Genomic DNA, 16,806 nt, shown 5'->3' with positions numbered 1-16,806 from the left:
TGCTGTGGGCCTGTCTGTGTTTTAGTGGTTTTGCGTACCGAGGATGTCAAGGCATGTTCTTCATGTCATGGGCCGACACCGGCATCATGTTGGCATTCAGGTGGTACATCACCCAGATAGAACCCGCCAACATAATCACCAGCAGCATGACCGTGAAGAGCAGCGCCAGTAGCGACCAGCCACCTTCCAGCTTGCTGGTCATGTGCAAAAAATACACCATGTGCACAACGATCTGTACACCGGCGATGGCCAAAATCACGATAGCCGTCACGTTGGGTTTGTCAAACACCTTTGCCATAACCAGCCAGAAGGGAATGACGGTCAATACCACCGCCAGCACGAAGCCGGTGACATAACCTTTGAGGGTGCTGTGGCCGCCTGAATCGCCATGGCCGTGGTCATCGTGGCCGGTATGGTGGTGGTTGTCGGTATTTGCGCTCATCACAGAACTCCCATCAAATATACAAAGGTGAAAACACCAATCCAGACCACGTCCAAGAAGTGCCAAAACATGGACAGGCACATCAGGCGACGGCGATTCTCAGGAATGAGTCCATGCTTACCGAGCTGGAACAGCAGGGTAATGAGCCAGATGATGCCAAACATGACGTGCAAGCCGTGCGTGCCCACCAGGGTAAAGAAGGCGGACAAGAATGCGCTGCGCTGAGGGCCCGCGCCTTCATGGATCAGATGCGCGAATTCGTACAGTTCCAAACCAATAAATACAGCGCCCAAAAGGCCGGTCACCATCAACCACGCCATAGTGGGTTTCAGGCGATTTCTTTGCATTTCCAGCATCGCGAAGCCATAGGTAATGGAGGACAGCAGCAGCATCGAGGTGTTCAATGCCACTAAGGGCAGATCGAATAAATCCGCACCTGACGGCCCGGCTGCGTAGTTGCGGCCCACCACCGCATACACCGCAAACAAGCATGCAAAAATGAGGCAATCGCTCATTAAATACAGCCAAAAACCGAGCAGAGTGCCGTTTTCAGTGTGCTGCTCAGTGGGCTCAAAGAACTGCAGATTGCTAGGTACGTTAGCTGTACCGTGGGATGTGTTGGCGGTCATTTCAGACATGGCTGGCGAGCAGTTGGGTGCGGGCATTCTCAATCCCAACGACTTCGTTGACGGGAATGTGGAAATCGCGTTTGTAGTTAAAGGTATGGGCAATACAGGCAACCAGCAAGGCGACAAAAGAGATGCCTGCCAGCAACCACATGTGCCAGATCAACGCGAATCCAAGAGCGGTACTGATACCGGCAATCACAATACCTGCCGCCGTATTTTTGGGCATGTGGATCGGGATGAAGCCTGTAGTCGGGCGCACATAGCCGCGTTTTTTCATATCCCACCACGCATCAAGGTCATGGACGCGGGGCGTAAATGCAAAGTTGTACGCCGGTGGAGGCGATGACGTAGACCATTCCAGTGTGCGGCCTCCCCATGGATCCCCGGTGGTATCACGCAAGGATTCTCGGCGCTTGTAGCTCACCACAAGTTGCACCAAGAAGCTGCCAATACCAAGCGCAATCAATAGCGCACCAAAGGCGGCAATCTGGAACCAGATTTGCAGAGATTGGTCTTCGAAGTGGCTTACCCGACGGGTTACGCCCATCAGGCCCAGAACGTAGAGCGGCATAAAGGCGAAGTAAAAGCCGATGCACCAGAACCAGAATGAGCATTTGCCCCAGAACGGATCCAGTTTGTAGCCAAAGGCTTTGGGAAACCAGAAGTTAATACCCGCAAAGACACCGAATACCACACCACCAATAATCACATTGTGGAAGTGCGCAATCAAAAACAGGCTGTTGTGCAATACAAAGTCAGCGGGCGGTACGGCAAGCAGCACACCCGTCATTCCGCCAATCGTGAAGGTGACCATGAAGCCCATCGTCCAGAGCATGGGCACGTCAAACCGAATGCGGCCCCGGTACATTGTGAACAGCCAGTTGAAAATTTTCGCTCCTGTCGGGATCGAAATAATCATGGTGGTGATGCCGAAAAACGAGTTAACGCTGGCCCCTGAACCCATCGTAAAGAAGTGGTGCAACCAAACCAGGTAAGAGAGGATGGTGATCACGATGGTGGCGTAGACCATTGATGCATAGCCAAACAGGCGCTTGCTACAGAAGGTGGCAACCACCTCGGAATACACACCAAACAAGGGCAAGATCAAGATGTAGACCTCGGGGTGTCCCCAGATCCAGATCAGGTTCACATACATCATGGCGTTGCCGCCGAAATCATTGGTGAAGAAGTTGGTTCCTACATAGCGGTCCATCGACAAAAGTCCCAAGACTGCCGTCAATACGGGGAAGGCCATGACGATCAGCACATTGGCACACAGTGATGTCCATACGAAGATGGGCATCTTCATCAAACCCATGCCAGGAGCACGCATTTTGATGATGGTGGCCAGCAGGTTAATGCCGGATAACAAGGTACCCACACCGGCGATTTGCAGCGACCAGATGTAGTAGTCCACACCCGGGTCGGGGCTGTACAAGATGCCCGAGAGCGGAGGGTAGGCCAACCAGCCTGTGCGGGCGTATTCGCCCACAAACAGGGATGCCATAGTCAAAACCGCGCCACCCGTGGTCATCCAAAAACTAAAGTTATTGAGGAATGGAAATGCGACATCGCGGGCACCGATTTGCAGCGGTACCAGATAGTTCATGAATCCGGTGATAAATGGCATCGCTACGAAGAAAATCATGATCACGCCATGGGCCGTGAACACTTGGTCGTAGTGGTGGGGGGGCAAAAACCCGTTGGAGTCCCCAAACGATAGAGCCTGCTGTAGGCGCATCATGATGGCATCGGCAAAGCCGCGCAGCAGCATCACGATCCCAAGAATCATGTACATGATGCCGATTTTTTTATGGTCAATGCTGGTGAACCATTCACTCCACAGATAGCCCCACAGTTTGAAGTAGGTTAGTGCGCCAAGTACGGCAATACCACCCAGTACGACGGCTGCAAAAGTAGCCAACAAAATGGGTTCATGGAATGGAATCGCGTCCCAGGTGAGACGGCCAAAAATGAGTTTCGTAAGATCGAGGTTGTCGAACATCGTTATTCCGGATGCCAAAAATAGTACGGCTAAGGCCGAAATGCCGTAGTAAGCGGCGCGGAGTAAAAGGCTTGTTTGACCAAAAATTTAAATGGGCTGAACACTGGGTTCAAGGACAGCGCCAGTAGGATTGCCCACGGTACACATTGCACCCACATAGGTGCGTGCGGGTGCGCTGTCTATGCCGAGACGTTTGCGCGTTGCGGCATCCAGAGAGGCGATGTTGTAGGTCCCAATTTTTCCTTGCCCGCCACCAGAATCGATCGCCATCATGTCTTTCATGCACATGCGGTTGCTCTCGACGCAGCGGTTCAAAATTGCGTCATACAGATCGGGCGCAACGGTTGCATAGCGCTGTACAGGGTTGCGTTCACTGGGTTGCGCTAACTGGGTATAGCTATCACGGTTCAGTTCACCGCCACCGGATTTGGTTGCCTTGGCCCATTCGTTAAATTTTTCAGTACCCATACCGTGGAATTTAAAGCGCATGCCAGAGAACCCCGCACCACTGTAATTGGCCGATATGCCGTCATATTCGCCCGCTTTGTTTATCACAGCGTTCAACTTGGTTTCCATGCCAGGCATTGCGTAAATTTGCCCTGCCAACGCAGGAATGAAAAATGAATTCATGACCGTTGATGCGGTGATTTTGAACAAGATAGGCCGATCAACAGGCGCCACCAATTCATTGACGGTTGCGACGCCAAGTTCTGGGTAAATGAACAGCCATTTCCAGTCCAGAGCAACCACCTCAACGACCATCGGCTTGGTGCCAGGGATGACATCTCGGTTGGCATCTATGCGCTGTAGGGGGCGGTAAGGGTCGAGGGTGTGCGTGCTGATCCAGGTGATGGCACCCAATGCAATGATGATCAACAACGGAGCGGCCCAAATGACCAGCTCAAGCTGCGTGGAATGGTGCCACTCTGGGTCGTAAGTGGCGGTCGTGTTGGATTTGCGGTAGTGCCATGCAAACCACAGAGTCAACGCAATCACCGGGACGATGATCAGCAGCATGAGGATAGTGGATACGATGATCAGATCGCGCTGTTGCATGGCCACATCGCCGGATGGATTTAGCAGAACTGCATTACAGCCAGTCAGCACAGCGATGGCAGGAAACAGGAGCAATCCACGGAATTTTTTGAAGGAGAGCATGCCGAACATTGTGAGGTTACGTGATCGCATAGTGTATGAAATTTACGTTAAATCATGGACGGCGCACCTAGGACGTTTTGTCCTATGGCATCATTCTCTTAGATGTATGGCTCAGCAGCATCTCTATGTATATTACAACCTCCGAATCACGAGTACGCACGATGTCCAGCATTAATCATGAACACACCGCTGTTGCACCGCCCACTTTTGAGCGGGATGCGAGGTCTTCTGTCGCCGACCACTCCAAAATTGCGCCTGGCGAAATCGCCATCGGTGTGATCATTGGCCGTGCGTCCGAGTACTTCGACTATTTCGTCTATGGGATTGCCTCGGTGCTGGTGTTTCCCGAGATATTTTTCCCGTTTGCCAGCCGCCTGGACGGTACGTTGTGGTCCTTTGTGATTTTCTCGTTAGCCTTTATTGCGCGGCCCATCGGCACGGTTGCTTTCATGGCCATCCAGAGCCGCTGGGGGCGAGGGGCCAAGCTAACGGGCTCCTTGTTTTTATTGGGCATTTCAACTGTCTGTATTGCCTTCTTGCCTGGCTATGCCAGCTTGGGTGTTACGTCTATCGTGTTGTTGTCAGTCTTGCGTTTTATGCAAGGCATTGCGCTCGGTGGATCATGGGATGGCTTGCCATCGCTTCTGGCGCTGAATGCCCCCAAGAATCGCCGTGGCTGGTACGCCATGATTCCCCAGCTCGGGGCCCCACTCGGGTTTATTGTGGCTAGCGGATTGTTCTTGTTTCTGCATTCCAATCTGTGGCCGGTGGACTTCATGGATTGGGGCTGGCGCTATCCGTTTTATGTGGCTTTTGCGATCAACGTGGTAGCGCTTTTTGCGCGACTGCGCTTGGTTGTGACCGACGAATATGAAAACCTGCTGAATGAGCACAAGCTGGAGCCCAGCCCGGTAGGCAAGCTGGTCAAGGCACAGGGCGGCAACCTGTTCATTGGTGCTTTTGCTGCGCTGGCCAGTTACGCCTTGTTCCATTTGGTGACGGTGTTTCCGTTGTCCTGGATCACCTTGTACGCCACGCAACCGGTGAATGACGTGTTGCTCGTTCAAATTATTGGTGCGGCAATTGCCATGCTGGGCATCATTGCTTCGGGTGTGATTGCAGACCACGTGGGTCGGCGTAACACGCTTGGTACGTTGGCGGTGTTAATCGGTATTTTTAGCCTCTTTGCGCCCATGCTGCTGGATGGCGGGCCCTTCCACCAGAATATTTTCATTCTGGTGGGTTTTGCTTTACTGGGCTTGTCTTACGGCCAAGCTGCGGGTGCCGTGAGCGCAAACTTCGACTCCCAGTACCGTTACACCGGTGCCGCTTTGACATCGGATCTGGCGTGGTTGATTGGCGCTGCGTTTGCGCCGCTGGTGGCGCTTGGGCTGTCGGCCTATTTTGGCTTGGCTTATGTCAGCATCTACCTACTCTCCGGTGCTATTTGCACCTTGGCCGCACTGCGACTGAACCGGGCTTTGGAACTGCGTGACTGAGTGAGCGGTTCGCACACGCAGCACTTTGACCCATACAAAAAAGGGGCTTACACCCATGTGGTGTAAGCCCCTTTTTTGCGTGTTGAAGACTGTGTTTTATGGCTTCTTGGCGAGCATGCCGTAGACCACCAGCAAGACCACGGAACCCACCACCGAGGCAATCCAGCCAGCCGGTGCGCCGGGCGCATACCAGCCCATTTTTTCGCCCACAAAGCTGGCACCCAAAGAGCCAGCAATGCCCAAAATGGCCGTCATGATGAGGCCGAGTTTGTCGTCACCGGGCTTCACCGCCCGGGCAATCAAGCCAACGATCAAACCGACGATGACGGTGCCAATCCAAGAAAACATAAAAACCTCCGAATACAAAAGTTGTCTGAAGGCTTACTGTACCCGGGCGAAATTAACTGGCCATGGCGCTGGTAGATTCCAACTGCTCTGACAGCGCTATCCAGCGCACTTCTAGCGCAGCCATGTCGGCGATGACTTTTTTGAGCCGTTTGCCCGCCTGGCCAATCTCAAACGGATTTTTGGCCGCAGCCAATTTTTCGTCCAGACCGTCTTTTTCCAATTGCAAGGCGGCCATCTCTACATCGATTTTGTCCAGGTCGCGCTGCAATGCCTTGGTGTTAAAGACGAGGGTGGGGGCCGCCACGGGTGCTGGCGCTGATGCGGCAGCTTTACCTGCATCTTTCAGCTCTTCGCGCATGCGCTTGGCTTCGTCCAGCAGGTAGCGCTGGTAGTCGTCGAGGTCGCCGTCGAAGGGCTCGACACCGCCGCGCGACACCATCCAAAACTCGTCGCACACGGCACGCAGCAGGGCGCGGTCATGGCTGACCAGCATCACGGTGCCTTCAAATTCGTTGAGCGCCATCGCCAGGGCTTCGCGGGTGGCCAAGTCCAGGTGGTTGGTGGGCTCATCCAGCAGCAGCAGGTTGGGGCGTTGCCAGACGATCATGCACAGCACCAGGCGGGCTTTTTCGCCGCCGCTCATGCTGCCCACGGCCTGTTTGACCATGTCGCCGCTGAAATTGAAGGTGCCCAAAAAGCTGCGCAGATCTTGCTCGCGCGTGCCTTGGCCAGCCAGTTTCCCCGCTGCTGTGGTTTCCCTGACCAGCCGGATCATGTGCTCCAGCGGGGTGTCGGCGGGGCGCAGCACGTCGAGTTCTTGCTGGGCAAAGTAGCCAATATTGAGGCCCTTACCTTCCAGGATTTCGCCGTGGATAGGCGTGAGGGCACGGGCGACCGTCTTCACCAGGGTTGATTTACCCTGGCCGTTGGCACCCAGAATGCCGATGCGCTGGCCTGCCAGCACCGATTTATTGACCTTTTGCACGATGACCGTGGGGCCGGTGCCCTCGGGCGCATCGGCGGGGGCCGGGTAGCCAAAGGTGGCATCCGACATCGACAGCATGGGGTTGGGCAGGTTGGCGGGTTCTTTGAATTCGAAAGTGAAGTCGGCCTCGGCCAGCAGCGGCGCAATCTTTTCCATGCGGTCCAGCGCTTTAACCCGGCTTTGAGCCTGCTTGGCCTTGCTGGCCTGCGCCTTGAAGCGGGAGATGAACTTCTGCAAATGGGCGATCTTGTCCTGCTGCTTGCTAAACGATGCCGACTGCTGTTCCATCTTCTCGGCGCGCATGTCTTCAAACTTGGTGTAGTTGCCGCCGTAGCGGTTCAGCTTGGCGGTTTCAATGTGCACCGTCACGTCGGTGATGGCATCCAGGAATTCGCGGTCATGGCTGATCACCAGCATGGTGCCGGTGTAGCGCTTGAGCCAGGCTTCCAGCCACACCAAAGCGTCCAAGTCCAAGTGGTTGGTCGGCTCGTCGAGCAGCATCAGGTCGGACGGGCACATCAGCGCACGCGCCAGTTGCAGGCGCATGCGCCAGCCGCCAGAGAAGCTGTTGACCGGGTTGTCCAGTTCGGTGGTTTTGAAACCCAGGCCCAAGATCAGCGCCTGCGCCCGCGCCTGCGCGTCGCCAGAACCCGCGTCATACAGCGCCATGTAGGCGTTGGCCATGCGCTCGCCGTCGTCGGTCAGCTCGGATGCGGTGACTTCCTGCTGGGCTGCCAGCAGGTTGGTGTCGCCCTCGATCACGAATTCGGTGGCGCTTTGCTCGGTTTCCGGCATGTCCTGGGCGACCTGGGCCAGGCGCCACTGCGATGGCACGTAGAAATCGCCACCATCTTCGTGCAGCGTGCCGTTGAGCAGTGCAAATAGGGTGGATTTGCCCGCGCCATTGCGGCCCACCAGGCCGACTTTTTCGCCGGGGTTGATGGTGACATTGGCGCTGTCTAACAGCACCTTGGCGCTGCGGCGCAGAACTACGTTTTTAAGGGTGATCATGGTGAACGGGATCACCACGATGCGGTGATCGAAAAAATTAAAGGAGGTTTAGCGCTTCGCGTGTTACGAGTAACACCTGGTCTTCGCCTGCGCTGGTGTCTAGCCACACGACTTCGAGCGCTGGGAAGGCGGCTTCGAAGTGTTCGCGCTCGTTGCCGATTTCCAGAACCAGCACCGCGAGAGGGGCCATTTTCGCAGAAACCTCTTGCAGCAGTTTTCGGACAAAGTCCATACCGTCTTTCCCGCCCTCCAGCGCCAGTGCGGGTTCGGCCTGGTATTCGGCAGGCAGGGCGGCCATGCTCTGGCTGTTGACGTAGGGCGGGTTGCACAGCACTAGGTCAAACGGGCCGTCCAGCTGGGCCAACCCGTCTGATTCCACCAGGGTAATGCGCTCTTGCAGGCTGTGTTTGTCCACGTTGATGCGGGCTACGGCCAGGGCATCGGGGCTGATGTCGGCGGCTGTCACCTGCACATCGGGGTAGACCATCGCCGCCAGCACAGCCAGGCTACCGTTGCCGGTGCACAGATCGAGCACGCGGTGGGTAGTCTCTAGCAACCAGTAGTCGATGCCGCCGTCCACCAGCAGCTCTGCGATGAAGCTGCGCGGCACGATGGCGCGCTCGTCCACGTAAAACGCCACACCTTGCAACCAGGCCTCTTGCGTGAGGTAGGCGGCAGGCTTGCGGCTCAGGATGCGTGCTTCCAAAAGTGTAGCTACCTGCGCTTGTCTATCCTGCGCTACAGGCTGATTTTCTACTGAATCCAGGTCGTCCAGCGGCAGACCCAGTTTCCACATCACCAGCCAGGCGGCCTCGTCAAATGCGTTGGTGGTGCCGTGGCCGAAGGACACGCCTGCGGCCTCCAGCTGGGCGGCGGATTGTTCGATGAGGGTGAGTACGTTCATAGCTGGCAGGACAAAATTTCCAGGGTGCGGCGGTAGATGTTTTTCAGCGGCTCGATGTCGGCCACGGCAATGTGTTCGTCGATTTTGTGGATGCTGGCGTTGGGCGGCCCGCATTCGATCACCTGCGGGCAGATCTGGGCCATAAAGCGTGCGTCGCTAGTGCCGCCAGTAGTGGACAGCTCGGTAGCGATGCCGGTCTCGGCCAGGATGGCGCTGCGCACCGCATCCACCAGCGTGCCGGGCGTGGTCAGAAACGGCAGGCCGCCGATGGTCCAGGCGATGTCGTAGCCCAGGCCGTGGCGGTCCAGCACCTCGTGCACGCGGCGTTGCAGGCCGTCGGGCGTAGATTCGGTGCAGAAGCGGAAGTTGAAATCCACCACCACCGTGCCAGGAATGACGTTATTGGCCCCGGTGCCCGCGTGGATGTTGCTCATTTGCCAGCTGGTGGGCTGGAAGAAGGCGTTGCCGCCGTCCCATTGCGTGGCCACCAGCTCGGCCAGGGCGGGCATGGCCAGGTGGATGGGATTTTGGGCCAGTTGCGGGTAGGCGATGTGGCCCTGCACGCCGCGCACGGTGAGCTTGCCGCTCATGCTGCCGCGCCGGCCGTTTTTCACCATGTCGCCAGTACGCTCCACCGCTGTGGGTTCGCCGACGATGCAGTAGTCGATCTGCACGCCGCGCTCTTGCAGCAGCCGGCAGACCACCACCGTGCCATCGACCGAGGGGCCTTCTTCGTCGCTGGTCAGCAGCAGGGCGATGGACAGCGGGGCGTCGGGCTGGGCCGCCACAAACTCTTCTACCGCCACGACGAAGGCGGCGATGGAGGTTTTCATGTCGCTCGCGCCCCGGCCATACAGGCGGCCGTCGCGGTGCGTGGGGGTGAACGGGTCGCTGCTCCACTGCGCCAGCGGGCCGGTGGGCACCACATCGGTATGGCCTGCGAATACTATTGTTTTAATAGCTGCCTGTGCAGGTGCTACCTGCGCTAGAGGCCTAAAACCCTTGTAAGTGCTGTGTCGGATGGCCCACAGATTGGTGACCCGGAAGTTCTCGGGTCCGCTGACGATGGTTTCAAACGCAAAGCCCAGCGGTGCCAGCCTCTCAGTAATCAGTTGCTGGCATTGCGCATCATCGGGCGTGACGGAGGGCTGGGCAATCAGTTGTTCAGCCAAATACAGGGTCTGGGACATAGAGGTTGGTAGTTAGGAGCGTACATCCAGCGTGAAGTCGGTAAACGTTGGCTCGTCGTCGGCCTCGGCTTGTCGCACATCGACTTCGGTTTTCTGGCTGGCGCGGACAAAGTCGTTTTGCAGCCGCCACATCAGGTTGGTGGCCGAATCGGCGTTGGCCAGGCCTTCCTTGCGGTCGATGGTGCCTTCGGTAATCAAGCGTGCGATGTCGCCTTCGAAGGTTTGCGCGCCCTCGGCGGTGGACTTTTCCATGGCCTCCTTCACGCCGCCAATGTCCCCTTTTTCGATCATGTCGGAAATCAGCAGGGTATTGAGCATGACCTCTACAGCGGGCACACGCTCGCCAGATGGGGTACGCAGCAGACGTTGCGAGACGATGGCGTTCAAGGCCATCGACAGGTCGGCCAGCATGGTGGCACGCACTTCAACGGGATAGAAGTTGACGATGCGGTTCAGCGCTTGGTAGGAGTTGTTGGCGTGCAGCGTAGCCATGCACAAATGGCCGGTCTGCGCGTAGGCGATGGCCGCCGACATGGTTTCGCGGTCGCGGATTTCACCGATCAGGATGACATCGGGGGCCTGCCGCAGCGCATTTTTCAGGGCCACTTCGAGCGATGCCGTGTCCGAGCCGATTTCGCGCTGGTTGACGATAGAGCGCTTGTTCTTAAACAGGTACTCGATCGGGTCTTCGATGGTCAGGATGTGGCCACCCGCGCGCTGGTTGCGGTGGTCGATCATCGCCGCCTGGGTGGTGGTTTTACCCGCGCCAGTGGAGCCCACCATCAGCAGCAGGCCGCGTTTTTGCATCACCAGGTCGCCCAGAATGGCGGGCACCTTGAGGCTGCTGAGCAGCGGTACTTCGACGTTGATGTAGCGCACCACCACCGACATACTGCCGCGCTGGCGCATGGCGCTGATCCGAAAACGCCCCACCCCGGGCACGGACACCGCCATGTTCAGCTCACCGTGGGCATCCAGTTCGGCCATGCGTTCGGGCGGCACAATTTCGCCCAACAGCGTGCGCGGGGCATCAAACTGCAACAATTGGCTGTTTACCGGCACGCACAGGCCGTTGATGCGGATCAGCGCTGGCGCGTTGGCCGACAGATAAACATCGGAGGCTTTTTTCTCCTGCATTAACCGCAGGATGCGTTCCATAGTGCTCATGGCTTACCTCCGAATGTGTGGGGCTAGATTAGTCGCGTATCAATCGCGTCTTAATCGCGCAAGAGGTCGTTCAGGCTGGTCTTGGAGCGCGTTTGCGCATCCACCCGCTTCACGATGATGGCTGCGTACAGGCTGTACTTGCCGCCATCTTTCGGCAACGTGCCGCTGATGACCACCGAACCCGAGGGAATGCGGCCATAGGTCACGGTATCGGTGGCACGGTCGTAAATCGGGGTGCTCTGGCCTATGTACACGCCCATCGAGATGACCGAATTTTCTTCGACGATCACGCCTTCTACCACTTCGGAGCGCGCGCCCACAAAGCAGTTGTCTTCGATGATGGTGGGGCCCGCTTGCAGGGGTTCCAGCACGCCGCCAATGCCCACGCCGCCGCTCAAATGCACGTTCTTGCCGATCTGTGCGCACGAACCCACGGTGGCCCAGGTATCGACCATCGTGCCTTCACCTACATAGGCGCCGATGTTCACGTACGACGGCATCAGCACCGCACCCTTGGCGATGAAGCTGCCACGGCGGGCCACGGCGGGCGGCACCACGCGCACGCCGGTGGCCTTCATTTCTTCGGCGCTCAGGTGGGCAAACTTGGTCGGCACTTTGTCGTAGAAACCGAGTGAGCCGGCCTGGATGATTTCGTTGTCCTTCAGGCGGAACGACAACAGCACAGCCTTCTTGATCCACTGGTGCACCGTCCACTGGCCCACGGCTTCGCGGGTGGCTACGCGCAGGCGGCCGTTGTCGAGCTCATTCAGCACGTGTTCCACGGCATCGCGCACTTCGGCGCTGGCGGCGGTGGGGGACAGGTTGGCGCGGTCTTCCCAGGCGGCTTCGATGGTGGTTTGGAGTTGTTGTGTCATGGTAATTTGGGCGTTTCTTCAGTTACGGGATTTAATGAATTGGCGGATGCGTTCGGCGGCTTCGACACACTCTGCGGTCTCTGCCACCAGGGCCATGCGGATGCGCTGGCGGCCCGGGTTCAGGCCATGCGCTTCGCGGGCCAGGTAGCTGCCGGGCAGCACGGTCACATTGTAAGTAGCCAGCAGGTCGCGGGCGAAGGCGACATCGCTGTCCAAGCCGTCCACAGTGGCCGGGCCGGGCACTTGCGCCCACAGGTAAAAACCGGCATCGGGCAGGGCCACATCCATCACCTCGGCCAGCATCGGCGTGACCTGGGCAAATTTGCTGCGGTACAGGGCGCGGTTCTCCACCACATGGGCTTCGTCGTTCCACGCCGCCATGCTGGCCGACTGCACCACCGGCCCCATCGCGCTACCGTGGTAGGTGCGGTAGAGCAAAAACGGCTTGATGAGTGCTGCGTCGCCCGCCACAAAGCCGCTGCGCAGTCCGGGCACATTGCTGCGCTTGGACAGGCTGGTGAAGGCAATCAGATTCTTGAAGTCATGGCGGCCTAGTTTTGCAGCCGCTTCCAGCCCGCCCAGCGGAGGTTCATCGCGGAAGTAAATCTCGCTGTAGCACTCGTCAGAGGCAATCACAAAGCCGTAGCGGTCGCTCAGCTCGAACAGTTTTTGCCATTCGCTCAAAGGCATTACTGCGCCAGTCGGGTTGCCGGGCGAGCAAACAAATAGCAGCTGCGTACGCGCCCACACGTCAAGAGGCACGCTGTCCCAGTCCACCGCGAAGTTGCGCGCCGGGTCGCTCGGCGCGTAGTAGGGCGTGGCCCCGGCCAGCAGCGCCGCGCCTTCGTAGATTTGGTAGAACGGATTCGGAGACACCACGGTGGCCCCCGGCTGGGCCGGGTCGATGACGGTCTGGGCAAACGCAAACAAGGCTTCACGCGAACCGTTGACGGGCAGGATCTGGGTGGCCGGGTTCAGCTCCAACCCGTAGCGGCGCTGAACCCACAGCGCCATCGCCGTGCGCAAAGCCGGTTCGCCGCCCGTCGCCGGGTAGCCGGACAAACCTTTAATGCCCGCCAGCATCGCCTGCTCGATAAATGCGGGCGTGGCGTGCTTGGGTTCGCCAATGCCCAGGCTGATGGCGCGGTAGGCGAGGTTGGGGGTAACGGCTGCAAAAAGCTGCTTCAGCCGCTCAAACGGGTAGGGCTGCAGGGTGGAGAGCAAGGGATTCATGGGGTGGGATTATCGTTGCAGCCACTTATCATCCCCACCACACAATTACCGAAACTTGCCATGACCGATTTCACCAAAGTAGTCCTTTTTACCGATACCGACGGCATCGCCAAGTTCCGCGACGAGCTGGTTCCACTGACTGAGGGCAAGCCCACCTCCCAACTCAGCGCCCTGCAAGCCAGCGGTGGCTTCCAGTTACGGCACAGCCCAGTAGGCTTTGCCAGTACCTTTCACTGCACCACCGACCCGCAGTGGGTGGTAATTCTGGGCGGGCAGATGGAGATTGGTTTGCAGGATGGCACGGCCCGGGTGTTTAAGCCGGGCGACCATTTTTATTCGGCGGATGTGCTGCCAGCAGGGGCGACGTTTGATGCGTTGGTGCATGGGCACCGGAGTCGGCTGGTGGGGGATGAGCCGCTGGTGACGATGTTTGTGCGGGGCTAGTTTTTCAACGGACTCCTCCGCCCCAAATCCTCCATATACCCCGCAATCCCTGCCCCCTCGCGCTCCAGAAACCGTTCCACCGCATCCGCAAACGCCGGGTGCGCTAGCCAGTGGGCGCTGGTGGTTTTGACGGGGAGCAGGGCGCGGGCCATTTTGTGTTCACCCTGCGCGCCGCCCTCGAAACGGGCCACGCCGTGATGGATGCACCACGCTAGCGGCTGGTAGTAGCAGGCCTCGAAGTGCAGGCAGTCCACGCGTTCGAGTGCGCCCCAGTAGCGGCCATAGGCGACCAGGGGCTGATTTTCAGAGTCTTTTAGGCCGCTGGCGCAAGTGGTATCTGCGCTGATAGCTATCAAACTAGTAGCAATAGGGGTTGTGACTCCGTCCACCTCGCGTTCGGCCACAAACAGCAGCCAGTGCTCCGGCATCGTGTCCGCCATGCGCTGAAAGAAGTCGCGGCTCAGGTAGGGGGCGTTGCCGTGTTCCAGGTAGGTGCGTTCGTAGCAGCGGTAGAAGAAGTCCCAGTCTTGCGGTGTGATGGCGCGGCCCTGGGCGTGGCGGAAGGTGACGCCTGCATCGGCCACTTTGCGGCGCTCTTGGCGGATTTTTTTGCGTTTGTCTGGGGCCATCGAGGCGAGAAAGTCGTCGAAGTCGCGGTAGCCGATTTCTGTGTTTGTCCAGTGGAATTGAACTGTGTGGCGCAGCATCATGCCCGCGTCGGCGCAGGCTGTTACGTCTTCCGGGTTGGCAAACAGCACGTGCAGAGACGACAGATTTTGTTCATCGCACCAGGCCACCACGGCTTGCACCAGCAGTTTGCGGGTGGCCGCATCCCGCGCCAGTAGCCGCGCACCGGGTACGGGGGTGAACGGTGCTGCCACCACGGCCTTGGGGTAGTAGGGCACGCCGTGCTGTTGGTAGGCGTTGGCCCAGGCCCAGTCGAACACGTATTCGCCGTAGGAATGGGTTTTGAGGTAGAGCGCGCAGGCTGCTTGCAGTACCTCGCCTTGCCAGATGGTGACCAGCTGGAGTGTCCAGCCGGTGGCCGGTGTGGCGCTGCCGCTGGCGTGCAGGGCGGCCAGGTATTCATGGCGCATGAAGGGGCTGGCATTGGCTTGTACGGCTAGCAGGTCGTTCCAGGCTGCGGCGGTGATCTGCGCTGGGGTGTCGAGTACCCGAATGACATAATCAGATGCGCTGTCTTCCACCCCATTTTGGCCTGCCGCCACCACTGTATTTTTTGTTTCCATGACTCTCAAACTCTGTGTTGCCCAGCTTAATTTTGTCGTCGGTGACTTGGCCGACAATGCGCAAAAAATCATTACCGCCGCCCGCACCGCGTATGCCGACGGGGCCCGGCTGGTGCTGACCCCCGAGCTGTCGATTTGCGGCTATGCTGCCGAAGATTTGTTTCTGCGCCCGGCTTTCACCGCTGCCTGTGATGATGCCGTGAAAACAGTGGCCCGCGAACTGGCCGGGTTAAAAGGCCTGCATGTGGTGGTGGGCCACCCGCAGGGCGGGGACGACCGGGGCAAGTCGGTGGCGGTGCAACACCGTTTCAACGCCGCCAGCGTGCTGTGCGAGGGCGCGGTGGTCGCCACCTACGCCAAGCGCGAGCTGCCCAATTACCAGGTGTTTGATGAGCGCCGCTACTTCACGCCGGGTCAGGGCGTGTGCGTGTTTGCAGTGGAGGGCGTGCAGGTGGGCCTGCTGATTTGCGAGGATGCCTGGTTCACCGAGCCCGCTGCGCTGGCAAAGGCCCATGGTGCCGAGCTGCTGGCCGTCATCAACGCCTCGCCCTTCCACATGGGCAAGGGGGGTGAACGCGTCCATCGCATGGCCGAGCGCGCCCGCGCCGTGGGCTTGCCGCTGGTGTATGCGCACATCGTGGGCGGGCAGGACGAGGTGGTGTTTGACGGCGGCTCATTCTGCGTGAATGCCGACGGCACTTTGAGTGGCCGCGCCCCTAGTTTTAAAGAAAATCTGTTGTTTGTGCAGGTAGTACCTGCGCAATCAGCTATTGAATTAATAGCAAGCATCGAGCCCGAGCGCAGCCTGCACGCCGACCTGTGGGACGCGCTGGTGCTGGGCCTGCGCGACTACGTGGGCAAAAACCATTTCCCTGGCGTGCTGCTGGGCCTGTCAGGCGGTATCGACTCGGCCTTGGTGCTGGCGATTGCGGTGGACGCGCTGGGCAAGGAGCGCGTGCGCACGGTGATGATGCCGTCGCCCTATACGGCCGATATTTCGTGGATTGACGCGCGCGACATGGCGGCCCGGGTGGGCGTGCAGTACGACGAAATCTCCATCCTGCCGGAGTTTGAGGCGTTCAAGGCCTCGCTGGCGGTGCATTTCATTGGCCGCGACGAGGACACCACCGAAGAAAACATCCAGGCCCGCATCCGGGGCACGCTGCTGATGGCCATGAGCAATAAGTTTGGCAGCATCGTGGTCACCACCGGCAACAAGAGCGAGATGGCCACCGGCTACTGCACGCTGTATGGCGATATGGCGGGTGGCTTCGCGGTGATCAAAGACGTGGCCAAAACCCTGGTGTTCGCCCTGGCCCGCTGGCGCAACGAAAACGATCCCTACGGCACGGGCAGCAACCCCATTCCCGAGCGCATCATCACCCGCCCGCCCAGCGCCGAGCTGCGCGCCGACCAGACCGACCAGGACAGCCTGCCGCCCTACGAGGTGTTGGATACGATCTTGGAGCGTTACATGGAAAACGACCAAAGCCTGGACGAGATCATCGCCGCCGGGTTCGCGCCCGCCGACGTGGAGCGCGTCACCCGGCTGATCAAGATCAATGAGTACAAACGCCGCCAGTCGCCGGTGGGTATCCGGGTAACCCACCGCAGTTTTGGCAAAGATTGGCGCTATCCTATTACGAGCAAATTCCGCGCTTGAAAT

General features: G+C 58.7%; 15 protein-coding genes. 3 read left to right on the top strand and 12 right to left on the bottom strand.

The features are described 5' to 3' along the window. Window positions 1–46: 46 nt before the first annotated feature. The 4 genes from cyoD to cyoA all read right to left on the bottom strand — a co-directional run bounded on the left by cyoD (window position 47) and on the right by cyoA (window position 4,234). Entirely contained in the window at window positions 47–442 is a 396-nt protein-coding gene (gene cyoD, locus AC0969_RS07425; protein WP_479623506.1) for a cytochrome o ubiquinol oxidase subunit IV, read from the bottom strand. Beyond that, the gene (cyoC, locus tag AC0969_RS07420; RefSeq protein ID WP_479623505.1) at window positions 442–1,080 is read right to left on the bottom strand and encodes a cytochrome o ubiquinol oxidase subunit III; all 639 of its coding nucleotides are present in this window, start codon (window positions 1,078–1,080) and stop codon (window positions 442–444) included. The genes cyoD and cyoC overlap by 1 nt, the downstream gene beginning before the upstream one ends. After that, window positions 1,073–3,076, bottom strand: a complete 2,004-nt coding sequence (cyoB, locus tag AC0969_RS07415) for a cytochrome o ubiquinol oxidase subunit I (RefSeq protein ID WP_479623504.1) — start codon at window positions 3,074–3,076, stop codon at window positions 1,073–1,075. Before cyoB ends, cyoC begins: the two co-directional genes overlap by 8 nt. 87 nt (window positions 3,077–3,163) lie before the next feature. Beyond that, window positions 3,164–4,234: a ubiquinol oxidase subunit II gene (gene cyoA / locus AC0969_RS07410; protein WP_479623609.1), complete on the bottom strand. Its 1,071-nt coding sequence runs from the start codon at window positions 4,232–4,234 to the stop codon at window positions 3,164–3,166. Window positions 4,235–4,395: 161 nt separating this feature from the next. On the opposite strand from cyoA, the gene AC0969_RS07405 reads away from it, so the two are divergent. Then, window positions 4,396–5,733, top strand: coding sequence for an MFS transporter (locus AC0969_RS07405; protein WP_479623608.1), 1,338 nt, complete (start codon window positions 4,396–4,398; stop codon window positions 5,731–5,733). A gap of 96 nt (window positions 5,734–5,829) precedes the next feature. Here the strand turns inward: AC0969_RS07405 and AC0969_RS07400 are convergent, their stop codons facing one another. From AC0969_RS07400 to dapC, 7 genes are read right to left on the bottom strand one after another with little or no spacing between them, the layout of a single operon-like run. Continuing rightward, the gene (locus AC0969_RS07400; protein WP_479623503.1) at window positions 5,830–6,081 is read right to left on the bottom strand and encodes a GlsB/YeaQ/YmgE family stress response membrane protein; all 252 of its coding nucleotides are present in this window, start codon (window positions 6,079–6,081) and stop codon (window positions 5,830–5,832) included. A 52-nt stretch (window positions 6,082–6,133) separates the two neighbouring features. Continuing rightward, window positions 6,134–8,077, bottom strand: coding sequence for an ABC-F family ATP-binding cassette domain-containing protein (locus AC0969_RS07395; protein ID WP_479623502.1), 1,944 nt, complete (start codon window positions 8,075–8,077; stop codon window positions 6,134–6,136). Window positions 8,078–8,114: 37 nt separating this feature from the next. Beyond that, window positions 8,115–8,981, bottom strand: coding sequence for a 50S ribosomal protein L3 N(5)-glutamine methyltransferase (prmB, locus tag AC0969_RS07390; RefSeq protein WP_479623501.1), 867 nt, complete (start codon window positions 8,979–8,981; stop codon window positions 8,115–8,117). Next, window positions 8,978–10,171: a succinyl-diaminopimelate desuccinylase gene (gene dapE, locus AC0969_RS07385; RefSeq protein ID WP_479623500.1), complete on the bottom strand. Its 1,194-nt coding sequence runs from the start codon at window positions 10,169–10,171 to the stop codon at window positions 8,978–8,980. Before dapE ends, prmB begins: the two co-directional genes overlap by 4 nt. 12 nt (window positions 10,172–10,183) lie before the next feature. Beyond that, the gene (locus tag AC0969_RS07380) at window positions 10,184–11,338 is read right to left on the bottom strand and encodes a PilT/PilU family type 4a pilus ATPase (protein WP_479623499.1); all 1,155 of its coding nucleotides are present in this window, start codon (window positions 11,336–11,338) and stop codon (window positions 10,184–10,186) included. A 50-nt stretch (window positions 11,339–11,388) separates the two neighbouring features. Beyond that, on the bottom strand, window positions 11,389–12,213 hold the full coding sequence (dapD, locus tag AC0969_RS07375) for a 2,3,4,5-tetrahydropyridine-2,6-dicarboxylate N-succinyltransferase (RefSeq protein WP_479623498.1): 825 nt from the start codon (window positions 12,211–12,213) through the stop codon (window positions 11,389–11,391). Between the two features lie 18 nt (window positions 12,214–12,231). Further along, window positions 12,232–13,446, bottom strand: coding sequence for a succinyldiaminopimelate transaminase (gene dapC / locus AC0969_RS07370; protein WP_479623497.1), 1,215 nt, complete (start codon window positions 13,444–13,446; stop codon window positions 12,232–12,234). A gap of 60 nt (window positions 13,447–13,506) precedes the next feature. On the opposite strand from dapC, the gene AC0969_RS07365 reads away from it, so the two are divergent. Continuing rightward, window positions 13,507–13,890 carry a cupin domain-containing protein gene (locus AC0969_RS07365; RefSeq protein ID WP_479623496.1) on the top strand — a complete coding sequence of 128 codons (384 nt, stop codon included), beginning with the start codon at window positions 13,507–13,509 and terminating at the stop codon, window positions 13,888–13,890. On the opposite strand, the gene AC0969_RS07360 is transcribed toward AC0969_RS07365, so the two are convergent. Continuing rightward, window positions 13,887–15,140 carry a GNAT family N-acetyltransferase gene (locus AC0969_RS07360; RefSeq protein WP_479623495.1) on the bottom strand — a complete coding sequence of 418 codons (1,254 nt, stop codon included), beginning with the start codon at window positions 15,138–15,140 and terminating at the stop codon, window positions 13,887–13,889. The two genes, AC0969_RS07365 and AC0969_RS07360, sit on opposite strands and share 4 nt — an antisense overlap. Between AC0969_RS07360 and AC0969_RS07355 the strand changes: the two genes are divergently transcribed. Continuing rightward, window positions 15,139–16,803, top strand: a complete 1,665-nt coding sequence (locus tag AC0969_RS07355; protein WP_479623494.1) for an NAD+ synthase — start codon at window positions 15,139–15,141, stop codon at window positions 16,801–16,803. The two genes, AC0969_RS07360 and AC0969_RS07355, sit on opposite strands and share 2 nt — an antisense overlap. Window positions 16,804–16,806 lie beyond the last annotated feature (3 nt).

This window comes from Rhodoferax sp. LB1P47, assembly GCF_056521445.1.
The sequence above is the reverse complement of the archived record's forward strand: the minus strand, read 5'-3'. Positions and strand labels throughout refer to the sequence as shown.